The organism is Methylobacterium sp. Leaf88 (assembly GCF_001422795.1).
GTDB lineage: Bacteria > Pseudomonadota > Alphaproteobacteria > Rhizobiales > Beijerinckiaceae > Methylobacterium.
The window spans coordinates 1-14970 of sequence record NZ_LMMK01000046.1; the positions used below are offsets into that span (position 1 = coordinate 1).

The window sequence follows — 14970 nt, forward strand, 5'->3', positions numbered from 1 at the left end:
GTTCGGGTCGAACGCGCAGCTCCGCTCCGTCGCCGAGGTCTATGCGGGCAGCGACGGCGAGGCACGGTTCACGAAGGATTTCGTGAAGGTCTGGGACAAGGTGATGATGCTCGACCGCTACGACGTCCGGTCCTGATCGCTTCAAGCTAAAAAAGGCATCGCTCGGGGAGCGAAGGGCGGGGCATCCAGGGAAGGATGCCCCGCCCTTCTCATGCCCGCGGGGCTGGCAGCGAAATCCTAAATTCGGTGTCATTTTCGAACGCTTCTAAACTGCGCTCGTTTTCCCACGTACACATCGCCCGCCCCGGGCGGTGCCTCCTCCAAGGTCACAGCAGCACCTCATGAAGAACGCCCGTTTCCTCACGGCCATACTCCTCCTCGGGACGGCCCTGCCGCTTCCCGTCCTTGCCAACGGAACGCCAACCCTCGTGCCGCCGCCCCCGAGCGCGATGAAGGTCCTGTCGCGGATCGACCTCGCCCAAGCCGATCAGCAGACCGCCAAAAGCACCGACGATGTCCGCGGCGCCTCGCAGACCAAGACGACCAGCCAGCAGCCGGTCGGCGCCTTCCCGACCAACGAGATGACGACGCTTCCGGTCATCAGCCTCGACGGCGACGGCGATGCGATCAAGAAGGATGTCGCTGCCCTCCAGCAGACCCTGACCGAGTTGCAGCAGCTCCAGCTTCAGACCAAGCAGGCGCATTGGAACGCCTCCGGCACCCTGTACTACCCGCTGCACCTGCTTCTGCAGGAGCACTACGAGTGTGTTTCGGCGTGCAACTTTGGTTCATCCGCACTTTCGGTGCTTCAGGTCGGGTGTCCAGTCTGGCTCTGCCGGTCTCGTCTCGGCTCAAGCGGCATGTAGGACGCGCTGCCGCAGGAGATCGAATCCGGCACGGCCGTACATGCTGCGCTTGATCAGCTTGAGGCGGTTGACCTGCCCCTCGACAGAGCCGTTGCTCCAGGGTTCGACGATGGCCGCGCGCACGGCGGCTTCGTCCTGGCGGAGCCCGGTGACGAAGCCGCCGAGATCGGTCTCGGCTGCAGCCTCCAGCCATGGCGTCAGTCCGGCAGGATCTTTCTGGCGCAGGAGATCGGCAAAGGCACGTACGTCCTCGGCCGCCCGCTTCAGCCTCGGCGCGGCGCTGCAGAGCGCTTCGGCGAAGGCGCGATCCTCTTGCGCCAGCGCGGCCGGATCAGCGGTCAGCCACCGAGTTATGCGGCGCGTCGAGGGGATCCGGGTGGACGGTGGTTGCGGCGACGCACGCTGCTTCCGTCGCGCGACCCAGCGCCGGACGATGTCGTAGCTGCCGGTGAAGCCCTGCGCGCCTAGCGCGCGGTGAAGGACGGTGGCGCTGCGCTGGCCTTCTTGCCAGCGGGCCTCGACGAAGGGGATATGACGGTCGATCCGGCTTGAGCCCGGTGCGCGGCGGTAGGGCATGAACCGACCTGCGCGGACCCAGCGGCGTACGGCGTTGCGGGAGGCACCGATCCGGCGAGCGATCTCTTTGGTCGGCAGACCTTTGCCATGGAGGTACAGAGCCGCTTCGCAGCGATCGCGTCGCCGGCTGTTCACCTCCGGCGTGGGTGCGGTCTCCGTCGGGGCCGGGGAGGCAAAGGGATTGTGCACGCCACGGTGCGCCACGCCCCGGATCTCGGACTGGTGCCGTTCGACGATGCTGCGCAACGCCTCGGACGCGTTGACGAGCAGGTGAAAGCGATCCGCGACCTGCGTCGCCGTCGGCGCTCCCCTGCGCGCGCCTCGGCGTAGGGTCCAGAGCGGTCGCGGCTGACGATGGTCACGCTTGGATGGGCGGCAAGCCAGTCCCGCACCGGCGCCGAAGAGCGGCCGGGCAACAGGTCGATGACGCGCCGCCGTTCCAGGTCGCACACGATGGTGCCGTAGGACCGGCCGCGCCGCCAGGCCCAGTCGTCGATGCCAACCACCCGCGGCGGTGCGGACGGCACGATCCCGCGACGGCGGATCAGGCGCAGCACGGTGTCGCCGCTGACTGGCATGGCCAACCGCCGTGACAACCTTGCGCCGGGCTCACCGCCGAGCGCCATGCCGATGTCGGTCTGCGCTTCGGCCAATCGGTCGCTACGGCGCGCCTTGCGCGCCCCCAGCCCCGGCACGCGTTCGGCGAAGATCCGCCCCGGGCAATGGCTGCAGCGAAAGCGGCGCACCTGCACCCGCCACGTCACCGCCCGATCCTGCCAGGGCAGATCCTTGAACGTCCGCCAATACGTGCTGTGCACTCGCGTCGAAGCACGCTCGCAGACCCGACAGGAGGCCTGGGCCGCCGTGGTCCGGGCGGTGATCAGCAGCGCCGTTCCGTCCAGTGTCAGATCCTCGACGTACAGCCCGTCCGGGACCGACGGCATCGACGGGTTTGAGATCGGCATCGCGCTGCCCTCGAGCCACCACGCGGATCAACGCCCAAATCACCCCGCAGCACCGAAAGTGCGGATGAACCAATGTTCAACGCTGTTTGACACTCAGTCACGCCGTTCCTGATCGGATCGTCGTCAAACGGCTTCGCGGGAACACATTCGGCATACCTTAGGGATGGCGTCGGTTACCTGGAGGCGGCGTAGGGCTTCGGCATGGACGGGTCGTAACCGGGGGCTGGAAGTCAGGACAAACCTGATATCCGGCCGCTTCGTCACCGTGCTGGCGTTGCAAGACCTCCCGATAGCCGAGCGACTATTTCCTTCGAGCCTTTAGGGGCTCGGGCTTACGACCGTCAGGGAGGATACGGTCGAGGTGATCATGGACCACCTGGGCGCTGAAGGGCTTGTCGAGGAAGTCGGCTCCCTCCGGAAGGTCACCCGGCCCGGGCTTCACACCCCCCGATGCGACCACAATCGAGATGTCGGGCCACCGTCTAGCCGTCGTCCGCGCCAACTCGAAGCCGTCGGGGCCTCCCGGCATCTCGACATCAGTGAAGAGCAGGATGATCGATCCCGCGTACTGGTCGAGAAGCTTGATCGCCTCCACTCCGTTTGCCGCAGACAGGGCGTGAAACCCAGCGTCCTCCAGGATCGTCTCGGCATCCATCCGGATCAGAAAATCATCATCGGCGACGAGGGCATACGGTGAGTTCGACGGGTTCGGCATCACCGTCAAATCCGGCCAGGCTCAAAGGTTCACGACGATACGGGCGCGGAACCGCGATGTTTCGCCTAAGGTTTTGCGTGTCTTAGGATTCCGTGTTGCGAACCCTGGGTCGGCCAGCGTCCTATCCCGCCGCTCGCCTACGGCTGCGGCGTTTCGAGGCTGCCCGGCGCAGGATGCGCGACAACGCCTCAACCGAGTATGGCTTCTGCAGGAGCTCGAAGCCGTGGTCCGTCTCCTGCGCGAGGACGTGGCTGTAGCCGCTGGTCAGAACCACCGGCAGGCTCGGATAGAGCCGCCGGATGATGCGCCCGAGTTCGACGCCGTTCATACCTGGCATGACCACATCCGAGAACACCACATCGTAGACGCTCGGGTTCCGGGCCAGGGCCGCGAGCGCCTCGTCGGCGTTCATGACCCAATGGGTCCCGTAGCCAAGCTCCTGCAGCGTCTGTGTCGAGAAGGTGCCGACCTCGCGGTTGTCCTCGACGACTAGAACCTGGGTGCCGCGCCCATCGACCACCGCATCGACCTGGGCCGCTTCCCTCTCCTCGTTCTCGCCCACCTCCGCCCTCGGGAGATAGAGCGCGAAGGTGGTGCCGCGTCCGACCTCGCTCTCGACCACGACCTCGCCACCCGACTGCTTGGCGAAGCCGAACACCTGAGAGAGCCCAAGTCCGGTGCCCTGGCCGACACCCTTCGTGGTGAAGAAGGGCTCGAAGATCCGGTCGATCTGGTCCGCCGGGATGCCGGAGCCCGTATCGGTGAGCGCGATCCGGACGTAGTCCCCCGCCCGCGCGGAATGGGACCGCGACGCCGGTACACCCTCCACCGCCCCCACCGCGATGTCGAGACGACCTTCGCCCCCCATCGCATCGCGGGCGTTGACCGCCATGTTCACCAGAGCGGTATTGAACTGGCTCGGATCGGCATTGATGTGGCAGAGCTCGTCGCAGACGTGGATGGCGACGGCGATGCGGGCACCGGTGAGGGTTTCCACCATCTCGCCGATGGCCCTGACGCTCCGCCCGGCGTCGAACACCTCCGGTCGAAGCGCCTGCCGACGGGCGAAGGCCAGGAGCTGTCCGGTCAGCTTGGCGGCCCGATCCACGGTATCGGAGATCGCGCCGATGTAGCGGACCCGCCGGTCCTCGGTCAGATCCGGTCGCTTCAGCAGGTCGGTCGAGGACTTGATCACGGTCAACAGGTTGTTGAAGTCGTGCGCGACGCCCCCGGTCAACTGTCCGACCGCCTCCAGCTTCTGCGACTGCCTCAGCGCCTCCTCGATCTGGAGCAGGCTGGCCGCGCGCTCCTTCTCCTCGGTGACATCCCGGGAGACGCAGTAGAGCAACCCCTCGACCGGGACGGCCGTCCACGACAGCGTGCGGTAGCTGCCGTCGCGCGCCCGGAATCGGTTCTCGAAGACGAGCGTCAGGCCACCGGCAGCGAGGCGGGCGACCTCCGCCTGGGTCCGCTCGCGGTCCTCGGGATGTTCCAGCCATTCCGAGGTCTTCCCGACGATGTCGTGATAGTCCCATCCCAGGATGCGCTGCCATGCCGGGTTGATGCTCACCCAGACGCCGCTGGCGTCGGCGACGCCGAGCATGTCCCGGCTCACGTGCCAGATCCGGTCGTGTTCCTGGGTGCGCTCCGCGACCTGGGCCGCCAGCGTCTCGTTCATCGCCTGCAGCGCTTCCTGCGCCCTGACACGCTCGACGGCGTCCCAGATCCGAGATGATACATCCTCGACCAGGGAAACCTCGGCGGCCGTCCAGACCCGCGGCTCGCTCTGGTTCACGTAGACGACCGAGCGCATGCGTCCCTCGTGGACCTGTGGCACGGCAACCAAGGCTGCGATGCCGAAGGCGCCCATCCCCAGACCAGCGGTGTCCGCATCGGCCTCGACGTCGGAATAGACCGACGTTCGGCCTTCCCTGAGATTGGCGATGTTGCCCGGTCCGAATGCGTCGAGTGGGTAGGTGTCGGCCAAGGCTGCGACGCCGTCGACGTATTCGGTACCGAGGGTGGCGGACACGCCGTCCTCCTCAACGAAGCCGTAGCCGACCCGGCTGGCGCCGATGTGCTTCCCCAGCGCATCCACCGCCGCCTGCATCCTGTCGCGTGGGCCGCCCTGCTCGCGCAGCGTGTCCGTAAGGTCCAGCAGGAAGCGCTGCCGAGCTTCGGCCGCATCCCGCTCCGAGACCCGCAGCTCAAGCTCCGCGTTCATCTCCCGCAGGCGGCTCTCGACCAACCTGCGGCCGGTGACGTCGGAGACCGTCAGCACGGCCCCGGCGACCTTGCCGCCGTCGAACACGGGGGCGTTCGAGCAGACCACCTCGATGGGCGTGCCATCGAGGCGGAAGAACGTGGCATCGCGCTCACGCAGGGTCAGCCCCTCGCGGATCGCCTGGACGAAGCCGCATTCGGAGGACGGAAACGGACGCCCGTCAGGATGGTGATGATGGGCCGCCTCGTGCAGGTCCTGCCCGACCAGGGCGTCCGCGTCCCAACCGAGCAGGTCGTGCGCCGTCCGGTTGGCGAAGATGACGACGCAATCGACGTCAAGCTGGAGCACGGCTTGGCTGACATGGTCCGTGACCGTCTGGAGCAGGTCGGTCTGCCGCTGCAGAGCCTCGGCCGCGAGGTGCTGCCCGGTCCTGTCCCGAAGGATCTTCAGGTAGCCGACGTGGCCGCCGTCGTCGGCGAGGAGCTGGATCATCTCGCCCAGGGCAAAGAAGCGCGACCCGTCCTTACGCACGTGCCAGCGCTCGTCGAAGCCGCGTCCCGCCTCGCGGCTCACCCTCATCTCGCGCTCGGGCACGCCGTTCACGACGTCATCGTCGGTGAAGAAGATCCGGCCCGGCTTGCCGAGCATCTCGGCCTCGGACCAGCCGAGGATGGCTTCGGCGCCTGCGCTCCAGCGTGTCACCAGGCCATCGAGGTCGGTGGTCACGATGGCATAGTCCAGGGCACTATCGAGAATCTGACGATGACGGGTGTCTGCGTCGCGGCTTCTCATCAGGGCGTCGTCGCGTGCAACCATCGACCGACGCAGTTCCATCTGCGCCATGACTTGCCGGGCCAGCGCCTCAAGGGCTTCGGCCTGCTCCGGCGTCAGCCCCTCCGGGCGCGGCTTCACGTCCATCACGCCGAGGGCCCCGAGCGGCAGGCCCTCGGGCGTCTCCAGGCGGGCGCCGGCGTAGAACCTGAGACGGGGCTCGCCGATGACCAGGACGTTGTCCCGCGTGCGGGGGTCGGCGGTGAGGTCCGGGATGACCAGCAGGCCGGGCTGGCGCAGGGCATGGACGCAGATCGATTGCGCCAGCGGGGTCTCAAAAGGTTCGAAACCCACGCGGGCCTTGAACCATTGCCGGTCGGCGGCGACGAGGTTTACCAGGGCGACTGGCGTTCCGCAGATCCGCGAGGCGAGCAGCACGATGTCGTCGAAGCCCCGCTCCGCCGGCGTGTCGAGGATGCCGTAGCCGTCGAGGACCGCGAGCCGGGCGGGATCGCGTGCGGCTTCCACGCCGCCGGTCTCAGGCGTGGTCATTGACGGCCATTGAAGATGCCGGGGCAACGGCGCTGCGGGCGGCCTTCGCGTCTTCCCGCTCGATCATATGCCGGAGCGCAGTCCGCACGACCTCGCTGACGGAAGTGTATTGACCCCTGGCGACCTGATCCTCGACGTAGGCGATCAAGGGTTCGGTTAGGGCGATGTGTCGAGAATGCTTCGCGGCCATGCCGGCCCTTACCAGCTGCCGCCGGCGGTGTCGCATCGGCGACACCCTCTTCACGTGAAGGTGCAGGCGCCGGATGTCGCACCGAGGTCATGAACAAGCGTGGTCACGGCAAGTATCACCGAACCCATGCGGCGGATCGCGACCTTGGCTTGATAACGTTACGTCGTGCCAAGGTTCGACCGACGTGCCGCAGGCCCGCCAACCTCATAGCCCCGCATGCCCGGCCCGGAACCTGTGACCTCCAGCGCTCCGGCCACCCCAAGGGCGAGGATGCGGGCGAACAGGAGTTCGTAGCTGCATCCCTGCCCAGGTTGATCCAGCCCGGAATCGAGCTTGTTCAGAACGCGGGCGACCAGCTTGATGAGCGGTTCCCGTTCCCCCGACGCCTGCCCCATTAGGATGGCGTCGAAATGGGTCAAGGGCACGGAGACCAGGCGTCCGTCGCGCAAGACGCGCAGCGGTGCATTCTCCAGCCTCAACCGCGTCCAGGCGGCCACGGCAGCGTCGCTCTCCGCCCGGGAGTACGGACGCCGCCTCTCGGCGAGGCCGGCCGCCACGATCTCCGCGGGCCGCAACTGCCCCAGCGACCGGATCGACGAGACGCGGCCCGCGCCCGGGACGTCGAGCCCGGTCGCGTCAACGACGTCGAAGGGGCGGCCGGCCATGCGGAAGACGAACTCCAGGAAGCAGGCGTACTCCGCGGCGTCGCTGAGGCAAACCCAATGGACCGGATGGACGCCGACGGCCGTCGCCTCCACCCAGGGCGCCTCCGAATCGGCCGGCTCCTCGCAGGGCTCTTCGTCCGATCGCAGGTTGGCCTCGAACCAGGCCCTGCGCACGGCCGGATCGAGCGAGTCGATGGGGCCGACGCTCAGGTCGTGGGTGAGCGCAACCACCCGATCCGTGCAGCCCTGCAATCGCAGGGCGTCGTGGACGCTCTCCGCCCTGCTGACCCCCCAGGCCGCATGGACCACCTCGACGGACACGGTCATGTCGGTGTCCCATTCCCGTTCGAGCTCGACGACCGGCAGGGTCCGGCTGTCCGGCCCGTCGGCGATGGCTTCGGTCGCAGGGTATCGATGCGGCTTACGGCCCGTGACCCGCGGCACAGAGGTCGACTGGCAGCGGACTGGACTCCTGGAACATCCGGCAACTGCGCTCGATCTCGTCGCGCATCATGGCGCAGGGGTTCGCCGCGTTGCATGGCGGATGCGTCGCGGGCGACGCATCCCGGCACTGAGCGGCCAGACGCTTGGCGGCGACCGGACCGATCTCGTCACGGCATTCGACGGCCCCTCGGTCCGGCGCGGGCTGCCCGGACGAAGGGTCGACCGATATGGCGACCAGGATCAGCGAGGATAGGGCCAACCCGAACCTGTTCATGAATTCCTTCCTCCTCGACCGCTTGCCCCGGCCCCTCCGCATCTTCGAAGGAATTCGCCGTGCCGGCCCTGCAGCGACCAGCATCAGGGACCGAAAGGTTCAGCCCGGGCTCCGTGCCAGGGCCCGTTCGATGATCTCGCCGAGCGCATCCGCCGTCAGCGCTCCCTCGTGTCGGTCGTCGTCCACGAACAGCGTCGGCGTACTGTGGACGCCCAGGGCGGAGGTCGCCTGCGCAGAGACGCGCTGCACGCCGTCGTAGAGGGACTGGTCGCGCAGGATGGCATCGAACCGATCCCGGCTGATCCCCGCCTGCTGCACCACTTCGCGCAGGGCATCCAAAGGCTTCTCAACGAACGCCCAGGACCGCTGCCGCGCGAACAGGAGATCGGTGAGCGCGTAGTAGTTCCTGTCGCCGTCCGCCCGGGCCAGCATGAAGCCGGCCGTGTCGAGAGGGCTCAACGGGTATCCGCGCAACGCGAACCGCACCTGTCCGGCATCGACCCAGCGCGCCCTGATGGCCGGCCAGGTCCCGTCATGGAACGCCGCGCAATGCGGGCAGGTCAGCGCGGCGTACTCGACGAGCGTCACCTTCGCCTGGGGCGATCCCAACCAGACATCGCCGAGCGGTCCGGCCAGGGCCGGATCCCCGACATGGATGCCCCCCGTATCGCGAGGGCCTCTCGGCACCATCGTGGCGACGCCGAGGGCCGACAGTCCGAAGACCGATCCCGCGATCACGCCGCGACGGCTGAGGCGGGTCGACGCCGTCCTGACGGCAGGGGTCATACGAGAACTCCGGCAGGGGTTGGGGGACGAGGGCGGCGCATCGGAGGCGTGGTCACCCTGGCGAGGCGTCGAGCCCGTCACCAGCGGTGGTGCCAGCCCGCATGCCGGAAGCCCCCCCAGCGGTGCCCGCCGCCATGCCATCCGAAACGGCGATGCCATCCGCCGCGCCATCCGAAACGGCGATGCCAGCCATACCGGTAGCCGTAGCGCCAGCGGGGCCCGCCCCACCCGCGATAGCCGAAGTGACGATACACGGGGCCGTAGGCGTAGGGACGGTAGCCGAGGTTCGGCCGGCACCAGCCGTAGAACCCGCGGTGGAACCCGAGGCCGCAGCCGTCACGGGCTTCGGCGGCCGAGGCGGCCGTGAGAAGCCCCGCGGCAAGGGCAAGGGGTAGGATGATCTTGCGGATCATGTTCGCCTCCATGGTCGTCCGGCACGCGACCGGACGCAGGTCTAGGGAAAGGGGCGGGAAGGCTCAGTTCGGCCAGCAACGGCGGCCGTAGGGCCCGATGTGGAAGCCCGCCGGGCAGGAGGCGCCGCGGACGTAGCCACCCCATTGCCCGCCGGTCCGGCAACCGCCGTAGGGGCCACGGTGGCCGTAGGGACCGCAGCCGCCATAGACTTGGATGATCCGCGCGCCGTCCGATCCGTCGGACACGGCGTCCTGGATCAGGGGCGACGCCGAGGCCGGGAATGCCAAGCCCGCCATGAGCGCGACGGGGGCGATCATCTTCAACATCATCGGATCCTTCTCTGTGGTCCGGTGCGCCGCCATGCCTGAGCCAGCGTCGCGACCGATGAGGGCCAAGATCGTCCCGACCTCCTTCCTGGATGTGACCGACCGATGCGCCGACGTAACGTTTTGTAACGGGCCGCCCTGCGGGCCAGACAGGGCATCAGGCGATGGCCGGCAGGGTCGCGACGAGGCGTGCGCCGCCGAGCGGTGACGCCTCGGCCACGACGGTACCGCCATGCGCCTCCGCGATCTGGCGGGCGATGGCGAGGCCGAGACCGGTGCCGCCGGTGCGGCGGTTGCGGGACCGTTCGATCCGGTAGAACGGGCTGAACACGGCCGTCCGCTCGGATTCCGGTATACCCGGGCCGTCATCCTCTACCGTGACCCGACACAGCGCATCGGTCCGGCTCACGGTGACAGCCACCGTGGAGCGGCCAAACTTGACGGCGTTCCCGATCAGGTTGGCGACCACCCGGCGCAGGGCGACCGCATCCCCGGCAGCGACCGCATCCTGCACGTCCTCGCCGGTCAGGCGGACGTCGATGCCTTGTGCAGCATGCTCGGCCACCTCCACGGCGACGAGATCGGCCAGGTCGACCGCCGTCCGGCCTACCTCGACCGCGGTGCCCCGGGCGAAGCCCAGGGAGGTCTCGATCAGCGCGGTCATCGCATCGAGGTCCTCGACCAGCCTGTCCCGTCGCTCCGGTTCCGTAACGCCTTCCACCCGCAGCCGCAGGCGGGTCAGGTAGGTCTTGATGTCGTGCGAGATCGCGCCGATCAGCATCGAGCGTTCCCCGAGGAGCCCGACGATACGCTCCTGCATGTCCCTGACCGCCCGCGAGAGCCGACGGATCTCCGGGGCGCCCCGGGGCGTCGCCACCGGTTGGTGGGAACGCCCGTCGAAGCGGGTGACCGCCTCGGTGAGGCGTCGCAGGGGGGCGAGCTCGTGGCGTGCGCCGACGAGGACGAGCCCCGCCACCGCCGCGCCGAGGACAGCCACCCACAGGCTCAGCGGCTGGCCGAGCAGCCATGGCATGATCGACCGGTGCCTCTCGATGGCCGAGATTACCAGGGTCCGGCCGTCCGGCAGCCGATAGGTCGCCGTCGCGAGGCGACCGATGGGACCATTGCGATCCCTGTCGTCTACCGCATCGGGATCGACGCCCCGGTGCAGCATTGCGGTGTCGGTGAAGGCCTGCAGCGGCCCGTCCGGATCACCCGTCATCCGGCGCAGGCGCTGTTCGAGGCGCGGTTCGGAGATCAGGTCGTGATGGTCGGCCGGCCCATCGGTGATCTCGGCCCTGAGGGCCTCGCCGCTCACGGCCTTCAGGATGGCCGGTCTCAGGGCAGGATCCGCATCCCGCAGCAGGATCACGATGTTCGCGGCCTGGTCGACGCGCGGAAAGCGCGTGCCGTAGGGGGAGCGCTCCTGCCGACGCTGCCATGTGTCCACGGCGACGGTGGCGAGGACGAGCAGGGAGAGCGCGCCCAGCAGGAGCAGCATGATCCGCCCGAGCAGGCCGACGCGGGCCATCACGGGGCCTGCCTCACCGGTGCGGCGAGGATGTAGCCGGCATTGCGGACGGTCTTGAGGAGCGCGGCCGCATCGCTGCCCGCGGCGTCGAGCTTGTGCCGCAGCCGGCTCACCTGCACGTCTATGGTCCGGTCGAAGGCGTCGGCAGTGCGACCGCGGGTCCAGTCGAGGAGCTGATCGCGCGAGAGCACCCGCTGCGGCCGGGTGACGAAGCAGTGCAGCAGGTCGTACTCGGCGCTGGTCAGCCCGATCTCGGAATGTCCCTCGCCGACCGTCACTCGACGCGCAGCGAGGTCGACGACGAGATCGGCCACGACGAGGGTCTCGGGATCGGCCTCGACCGCCGCCGCGCTGGCCCCTTGCGCGCGGCGCAGGACGGCGCGGATGCGGGCGAGCAGGACCCGCGGGTTGAACGGCTTCGAGACGTAGTCGTCGGCCCCCATCTCAAGGCCCAGCACCCGGTCGATGTCCTCGTCCTTGGCGGTCAGCATGACGATGGGCGGGCCGCCCGCCTCGCGCAGGCGCCGGCAGATCGACAGGCCGTCCTCGCCCGGGAGCATCCAGTCGAGCACGATGAGATCCGCGGATCGCCCCGCCGTGAGGTGCCAGTCGAGGCCGGCGCCACCGTCGAGGCCGACCGCGCGGAACCCCTCGCCTTCCAAGTAGGCGGCAAGCTGGGTGCGGATGTCGGCGTCATCCTCGACGATGACGATGGTCTGGTCGTCGCTCATCCCGCAAACATACGGGGACCGAGCGAGCCGACAACGCAAAAGGCACCGTCGTTACAAAACGTTACACGGTGTCTCGTCACTTTGGCTGTCTTCCAGAACCGTCCGATGCGATGCAATCTCGTGCCTTCACCGAACGAAGTCCCGGAGTCGATCATGGGGGATCACGGACGCAAAGCCTTCACCGCCGCCGCGCTCGCCGCTGTCGCTTTCGCCGCGACGCCGGCCCCTGCGGCCAGCTTCGATTGCGCCAAGGCCACGTCGAGGACGGAGCGCCTGATCTGCTCCGACGCCGCGCTCGGCGCCCGCGACGAGATCCTGTCGAAGCTCTACGTCGCGGCACTGCGCGAGGAACCGAAGGGGCCTATCAAGGCCAGCCAACGGGAATGGCTTGCGAAAGCCGGCGCATGCGGGACCACCGCATGCCTCGGCGACGCCTATGACGAGCGGATCGAAACGCTCCTGCGCACGAAGGGCGGCAACGGGGCGGCCACGCATTTCTTCACCGAGGAACCCAAAGGAAACAGCGGCACGCTGGACGTGGTCGGTCCGGTCCATGGATTCGCCTACGTCTCGCTGGTCTCGACCTATGTCGGGCCCGGTGGCGTGGACAACGGCGACGTCAACACCAGCGGTACCGGGGGCTTTCTCGACCTGCGCCGGGGAAAGGCCGAGTTCACGGATCGCGGTTGCACCGTCACCGTCCATCCCGAGAGCCGCGACGCGTGGCAGGTCGATCAGCGCGGGACCTGCGACCTGTCCTCCGGAACCGGATACGCCGGCACTTACCGGCCCTGAGGAGCGGCGAAGGGCGACCGGGCGGTGTTTCTCCCGGGGCGGGTCGCCGGCCCCGCCTTGGCGGAATTGACCCCATGCCTCATCGGTCGGTCGCAGCACTTCTCATCGTTGCCGCAGTCGCGCCCCGGACCGCCTGGGCGGAGCGGTGCCCGACGGCCGCCGACATGCCCAGGGGCGTCACCCTGCGCCAGGGGAAGTCCACCGTTCGCATCAGGGCCACCGGCGAGCACGAGATCAGGACCGAGACCACCACGCAAGGCGTGGGGACGTTCGTCGACACAACGTACGACGGCCTCGTTCCCATCGGTTCCGGACAGGCCCTGGCCGACGGCGATAGGACCCGCAGGTTCGTCTACCCTACGGACTACCGCACCTTCCGTCCCGAGCCCGGCCAGAGCTTCACCTACGACACCGTCTACTGGACCGGGGGGTGGTTCTTCGGGGTCGAGAGCACCGACACGACCAACCTGAGTGTCGTCGGGCGGGACACCGTTCGGATCGGTGACTGCGCCTACCCGACCGTGGTGGTCGAGAAGATCGTCGCCGAGGGCATGCGCGGTATCATGAGCGACCAGGTGCCAGAGCCAAAGCTCTTTCGGCTGCAGTACAGTCTCGACCTCCGCATCGTGCTCTCCGACCATCGCGCAATTCTGCCTCCAGTCGTTCCAGACAGCTTCACCGCCGACTGATGTCGAACGCGGCGTCGCGTCCCTCCATCCCGGAGGCGCCACGCCCCTCTTTCGGCATTGGGGGCGGTGGATCTCGGACAAGGTCGACGGCGGGATAGCCTCGTCAACGACATTTAGATCGCACCGCCTCGCCTTCGTCCGGCCCCCAGCCGCCTTTGGATCTTATACCGGACCCTCTGATCACGACTGAGGCGGGTGGCAAGCGGACTATCGCTTTTGACAGCGCAAGGCCATTAACCGGACATCGATTCCAGCTGAACGATGGTATGTCCTCAATGATCCGTGGTTGCCCCAACGGAGCTGGAGTCGCCGGCGAATAACACCTTGGCCGTGGCGGCTGGATCCGACGTGTGCGACAGCCTTCGACGAGGCTTATCACCCCTTTACCGCATCAGGCTGTCACGGAGTCGCATTCGCATGGTCACGAGACGTGTCGTCAAGCTCACCGAGTTCGGCTCGCCCCAGATGCTATCGATTACGACAGAGGAGCTTCCACTGCCGATGGCGGATGAGGTGAGGATTCGACAAACGGCCATCGGCTTCAACTTCATCGACATCTACCAACGCAAGGGCATCTATCCGCTTCCCCTGCCGACGGGCCTCGGCTTCGAGGCGGCGGGGGTCGTCGAAGCGGTCGGTTCGGGTGTCACCCACATCCGAAGCGGTGATAGGGTCGCCTACATGAACGCTGGGGTCGGCGCCTATGCCGACCTCCGAAACGTCCCTGCCGACAAGCTTGTCGCGTTGCCGGACACGGTGAGCGACGAGGCTGCGGCGACCCTGCTGTTCAAGGGGATGACGGCCCAGTACCTCCTGCGCAAGACGCACGCCGTGCAGCCTGGCGACCTTCTGCTCGTGCATTCGGCCGCCGGCGGCGTTGGGCAGATCCTGACGCGGTGGGCGACGGCGCTGGGCGCCACGGTCATCGGCACCACAGGCTCACACCGCAAGCGGGAGGCCGCGCTCGCCGCTGGGTGCGTGGATGTTATCGACCTCAACGATCCGGAATGGCCTGAAGCCTTCCTGGCGGCGAGCGGCGGTCGAAAGGCTCGTGTCGTCTACGACGCGATCGGCAAGGACACTCTGATCAAGTCGCTCGATTGTGCGGCACCGTTCGGTCTCGTTGTTTGTTACGGTGCCTCGTCCGGGAAGGCTCCGGCGGTCGACCCGGAGCTACTTAACAAGAAGGGATGCCTCTTCCTGACGCGCCCCTCCGTCTTTCCTCACAATGCCGACCCGGCGACCTTCCGTGCCAATGCGGCTGATTTGTTCGAGGCCATCGCCCAGGGTCATGTCAACGTCGACATCGGGGGCCGCTTCACACTCGATGACGTCGTGGAGGCCCATGTTGCTGCGGAGGAACGTCGTTTTGGCGGCGCCTTGCTCATCAGTCCGTAGACCGGCGCTCGGCGAGATTTTTTGCATCCATAATTACGTTGGCCTGAGGTTTGCTGGA

General features: G+C 67.7%; 14 protein-coding genes and 1 pseudogene. 4 read left to right on the plus strand and 11 right to left on the minus strand.

The window, feature by feature from the left end; genetic code table 11:
- Positions 1–341 precede the first annotated feature (341 nt).
- Entirely contained in the window at positions 342–866 is a 525-nt protein-coding gene (locus tag ASF20_RS18685) for a hypothetical protein (protein WP_348271550.1), read from the plus strand.
- Here ASF20_RS18685 and ASF20_RS23590 read toward each other — a convergent pair.
- The 11 genes and pseudogenes from ASF20_RS23590 to ASF20_RS18740 all read right to left on the minus strand — a co-directional run bounded on the left by ASF20_RS23590 (position 852) and on the right by ASF20_RS18740 (position 12030).
- A pseudogene (locus ASF20_RS23590) lies at positions 852–2386 on the minus strand (ISL3 family transposase). The gene ASF20_RS18685 and the pseudogene ASF20_RS23590 overlap by 15 nt on opposite strands.
- A 322-nt stretch (positions 2387–2708) precedes the next feature.
- A complete protein-coding gene (locus ASF20_RS18695) occupies positions 2709–3122 on the minus strand; it encodes a response regulator (RefSeq protein WP_056276756.1) in 414 nt (137 codons plus the stop codon).
- Positions 3123–3243: 121 nt separating this feature from the next.
- On the minus strand, positions 3244–6645 hold the full coding sequence (locus ASF20_RS18700) for a PAS domain S-box protein (RefSeq protein WP_056276760.1): 3402 nt from the start codon (positions 6643–6645) through the stop codon (positions 3244–3246).
- A gap of 10 nt (positions 6646–6655) precedes the next feature.
- Positions 6656–6895, minus strand: coding sequence for a type II toxin-antitoxin system ParD family antitoxin (locus ASF20_RS18705; protein ID WP_348271551.1), 240 nt, complete (start codon positions 6893–6895; stop codon positions 6656–6658).
- A gap of 122 nt (positions 6896–7017) precedes the next feature.
- The gene (locus ASF20_RS18710; protein ID WP_056276822.1) at positions 7018–7851 is read right to left on the minus strand and encodes a DUF3658 domain-containing protein; all 834 of its coding nucleotides are present in this window, start codon (positions 7849–7851) and stop codon (positions 7018–7020) included.
- 94 nt (positions 7852–7945) lie between these two features.
- Entirely contained in the window at positions 7946–8242 is a 297-nt protein-coding gene (locus ASF20_RS18715) for a hypothetical protein (protein WP_244476488.1), read from the minus strand.
- A gap of 99 nt (positions 8243–8341) precedes the next feature.
- Positions 8342–9028, minus strand: coding sequence for a thioredoxin domain-containing protein (locus ASF20_RS18720; protein ID WP_056276767.1), 687 nt, complete (start codon positions 9026–9028; stop codon positions 8342–8344).
- 77 nt (positions 9029–9105) lie between these two features.
- Positions 9106–9441 (minus strand): hypothetical protein, encoded by a 336-nt coding sequence (locus ASF20_RS18725; RefSeq protein ID WP_056276828.1) that lies wholly within the window; start codon positions 9439–9441, stop codon positions 9106–9108.
- A gap of 63 nt (positions 9442–9504) precedes the next feature.
- Positions 9505–9768 carry a hypothetical protein gene (locus ASF20_RS18730; protein ID WP_056276831.1) on the minus strand — a complete coding sequence of 88 codons (264 nt, stop codon included), beginning with the start codon at positions 9766–9768 and terminating at the stop codon, positions 9505–9507.
- A gap of 157 nt (positions 9769–9925) precedes the next feature.
- Positions 9926–11299 (minus strand): ATP-binding protein, encoded by a 1374-nt coding sequence (locus ASF20_RS18735; RefSeq protein WP_056276770.1) that lies wholly within the window; start codon positions 11297–11299, stop codon positions 9926–9928.
- Positions 11299–12030 carry a response regulator transcription factor gene (locus ASF20_RS18740; RefSeq protein WP_056276773.1) on the minus strand — a complete coding sequence of 244 codons (732 nt, stop codon included), beginning with the start codon at positions 12028–12030 and terminating at the stop codon, positions 11299–11301. The genes ASF20_RS18735 and ASF20_RS18740 overlap by 1 nt, the downstream gene beginning before the upstream one ends.
- 81 nt (positions 12031–12111) lie before the next feature.
- Between ASF20_RS18740 and ASF20_RS18745 the strand changes: the two genes are divergently transcribed.
- The 3 genes from ASF20_RS18745 to ASF20_RS18755 all read left to right on the plus strand — a co-directional run bounded on the left by ASF20_RS18745 (position 12112) and on the right by ASF20_RS18755 (position 14912).
- Positions 12112–12825, plus strand: a complete 714-nt coding sequence (locus tag ASF20_RS18745; protein ID WP_156648129.1) for a hypothetical protein — start codon at positions 12112–12114, stop codon at positions 12823–12825.
- 164 nt (positions 12826–12989) lie between these two features.
- Complete coding sequence (locus ASF20_RS18750; protein WP_162242638.1) at positions 12990–13514, plus strand: hypothetical protein; 525 nt, start codon at positions 12990–12992, stop codon at positions 13512–13514.
- Between the two features lie 417 nt (positions 13515–13931).
- Complete coding sequence (locus tag ASF20_RS18755; protein WP_056276784.1) at positions 13932–14912, plus strand: quinone oxidoreductase; 981 nt, start codon at positions 13932–13934, stop codon at positions 14910–14912.
- Positions 14913–14970: the final 58 nt, after the last annotated feature.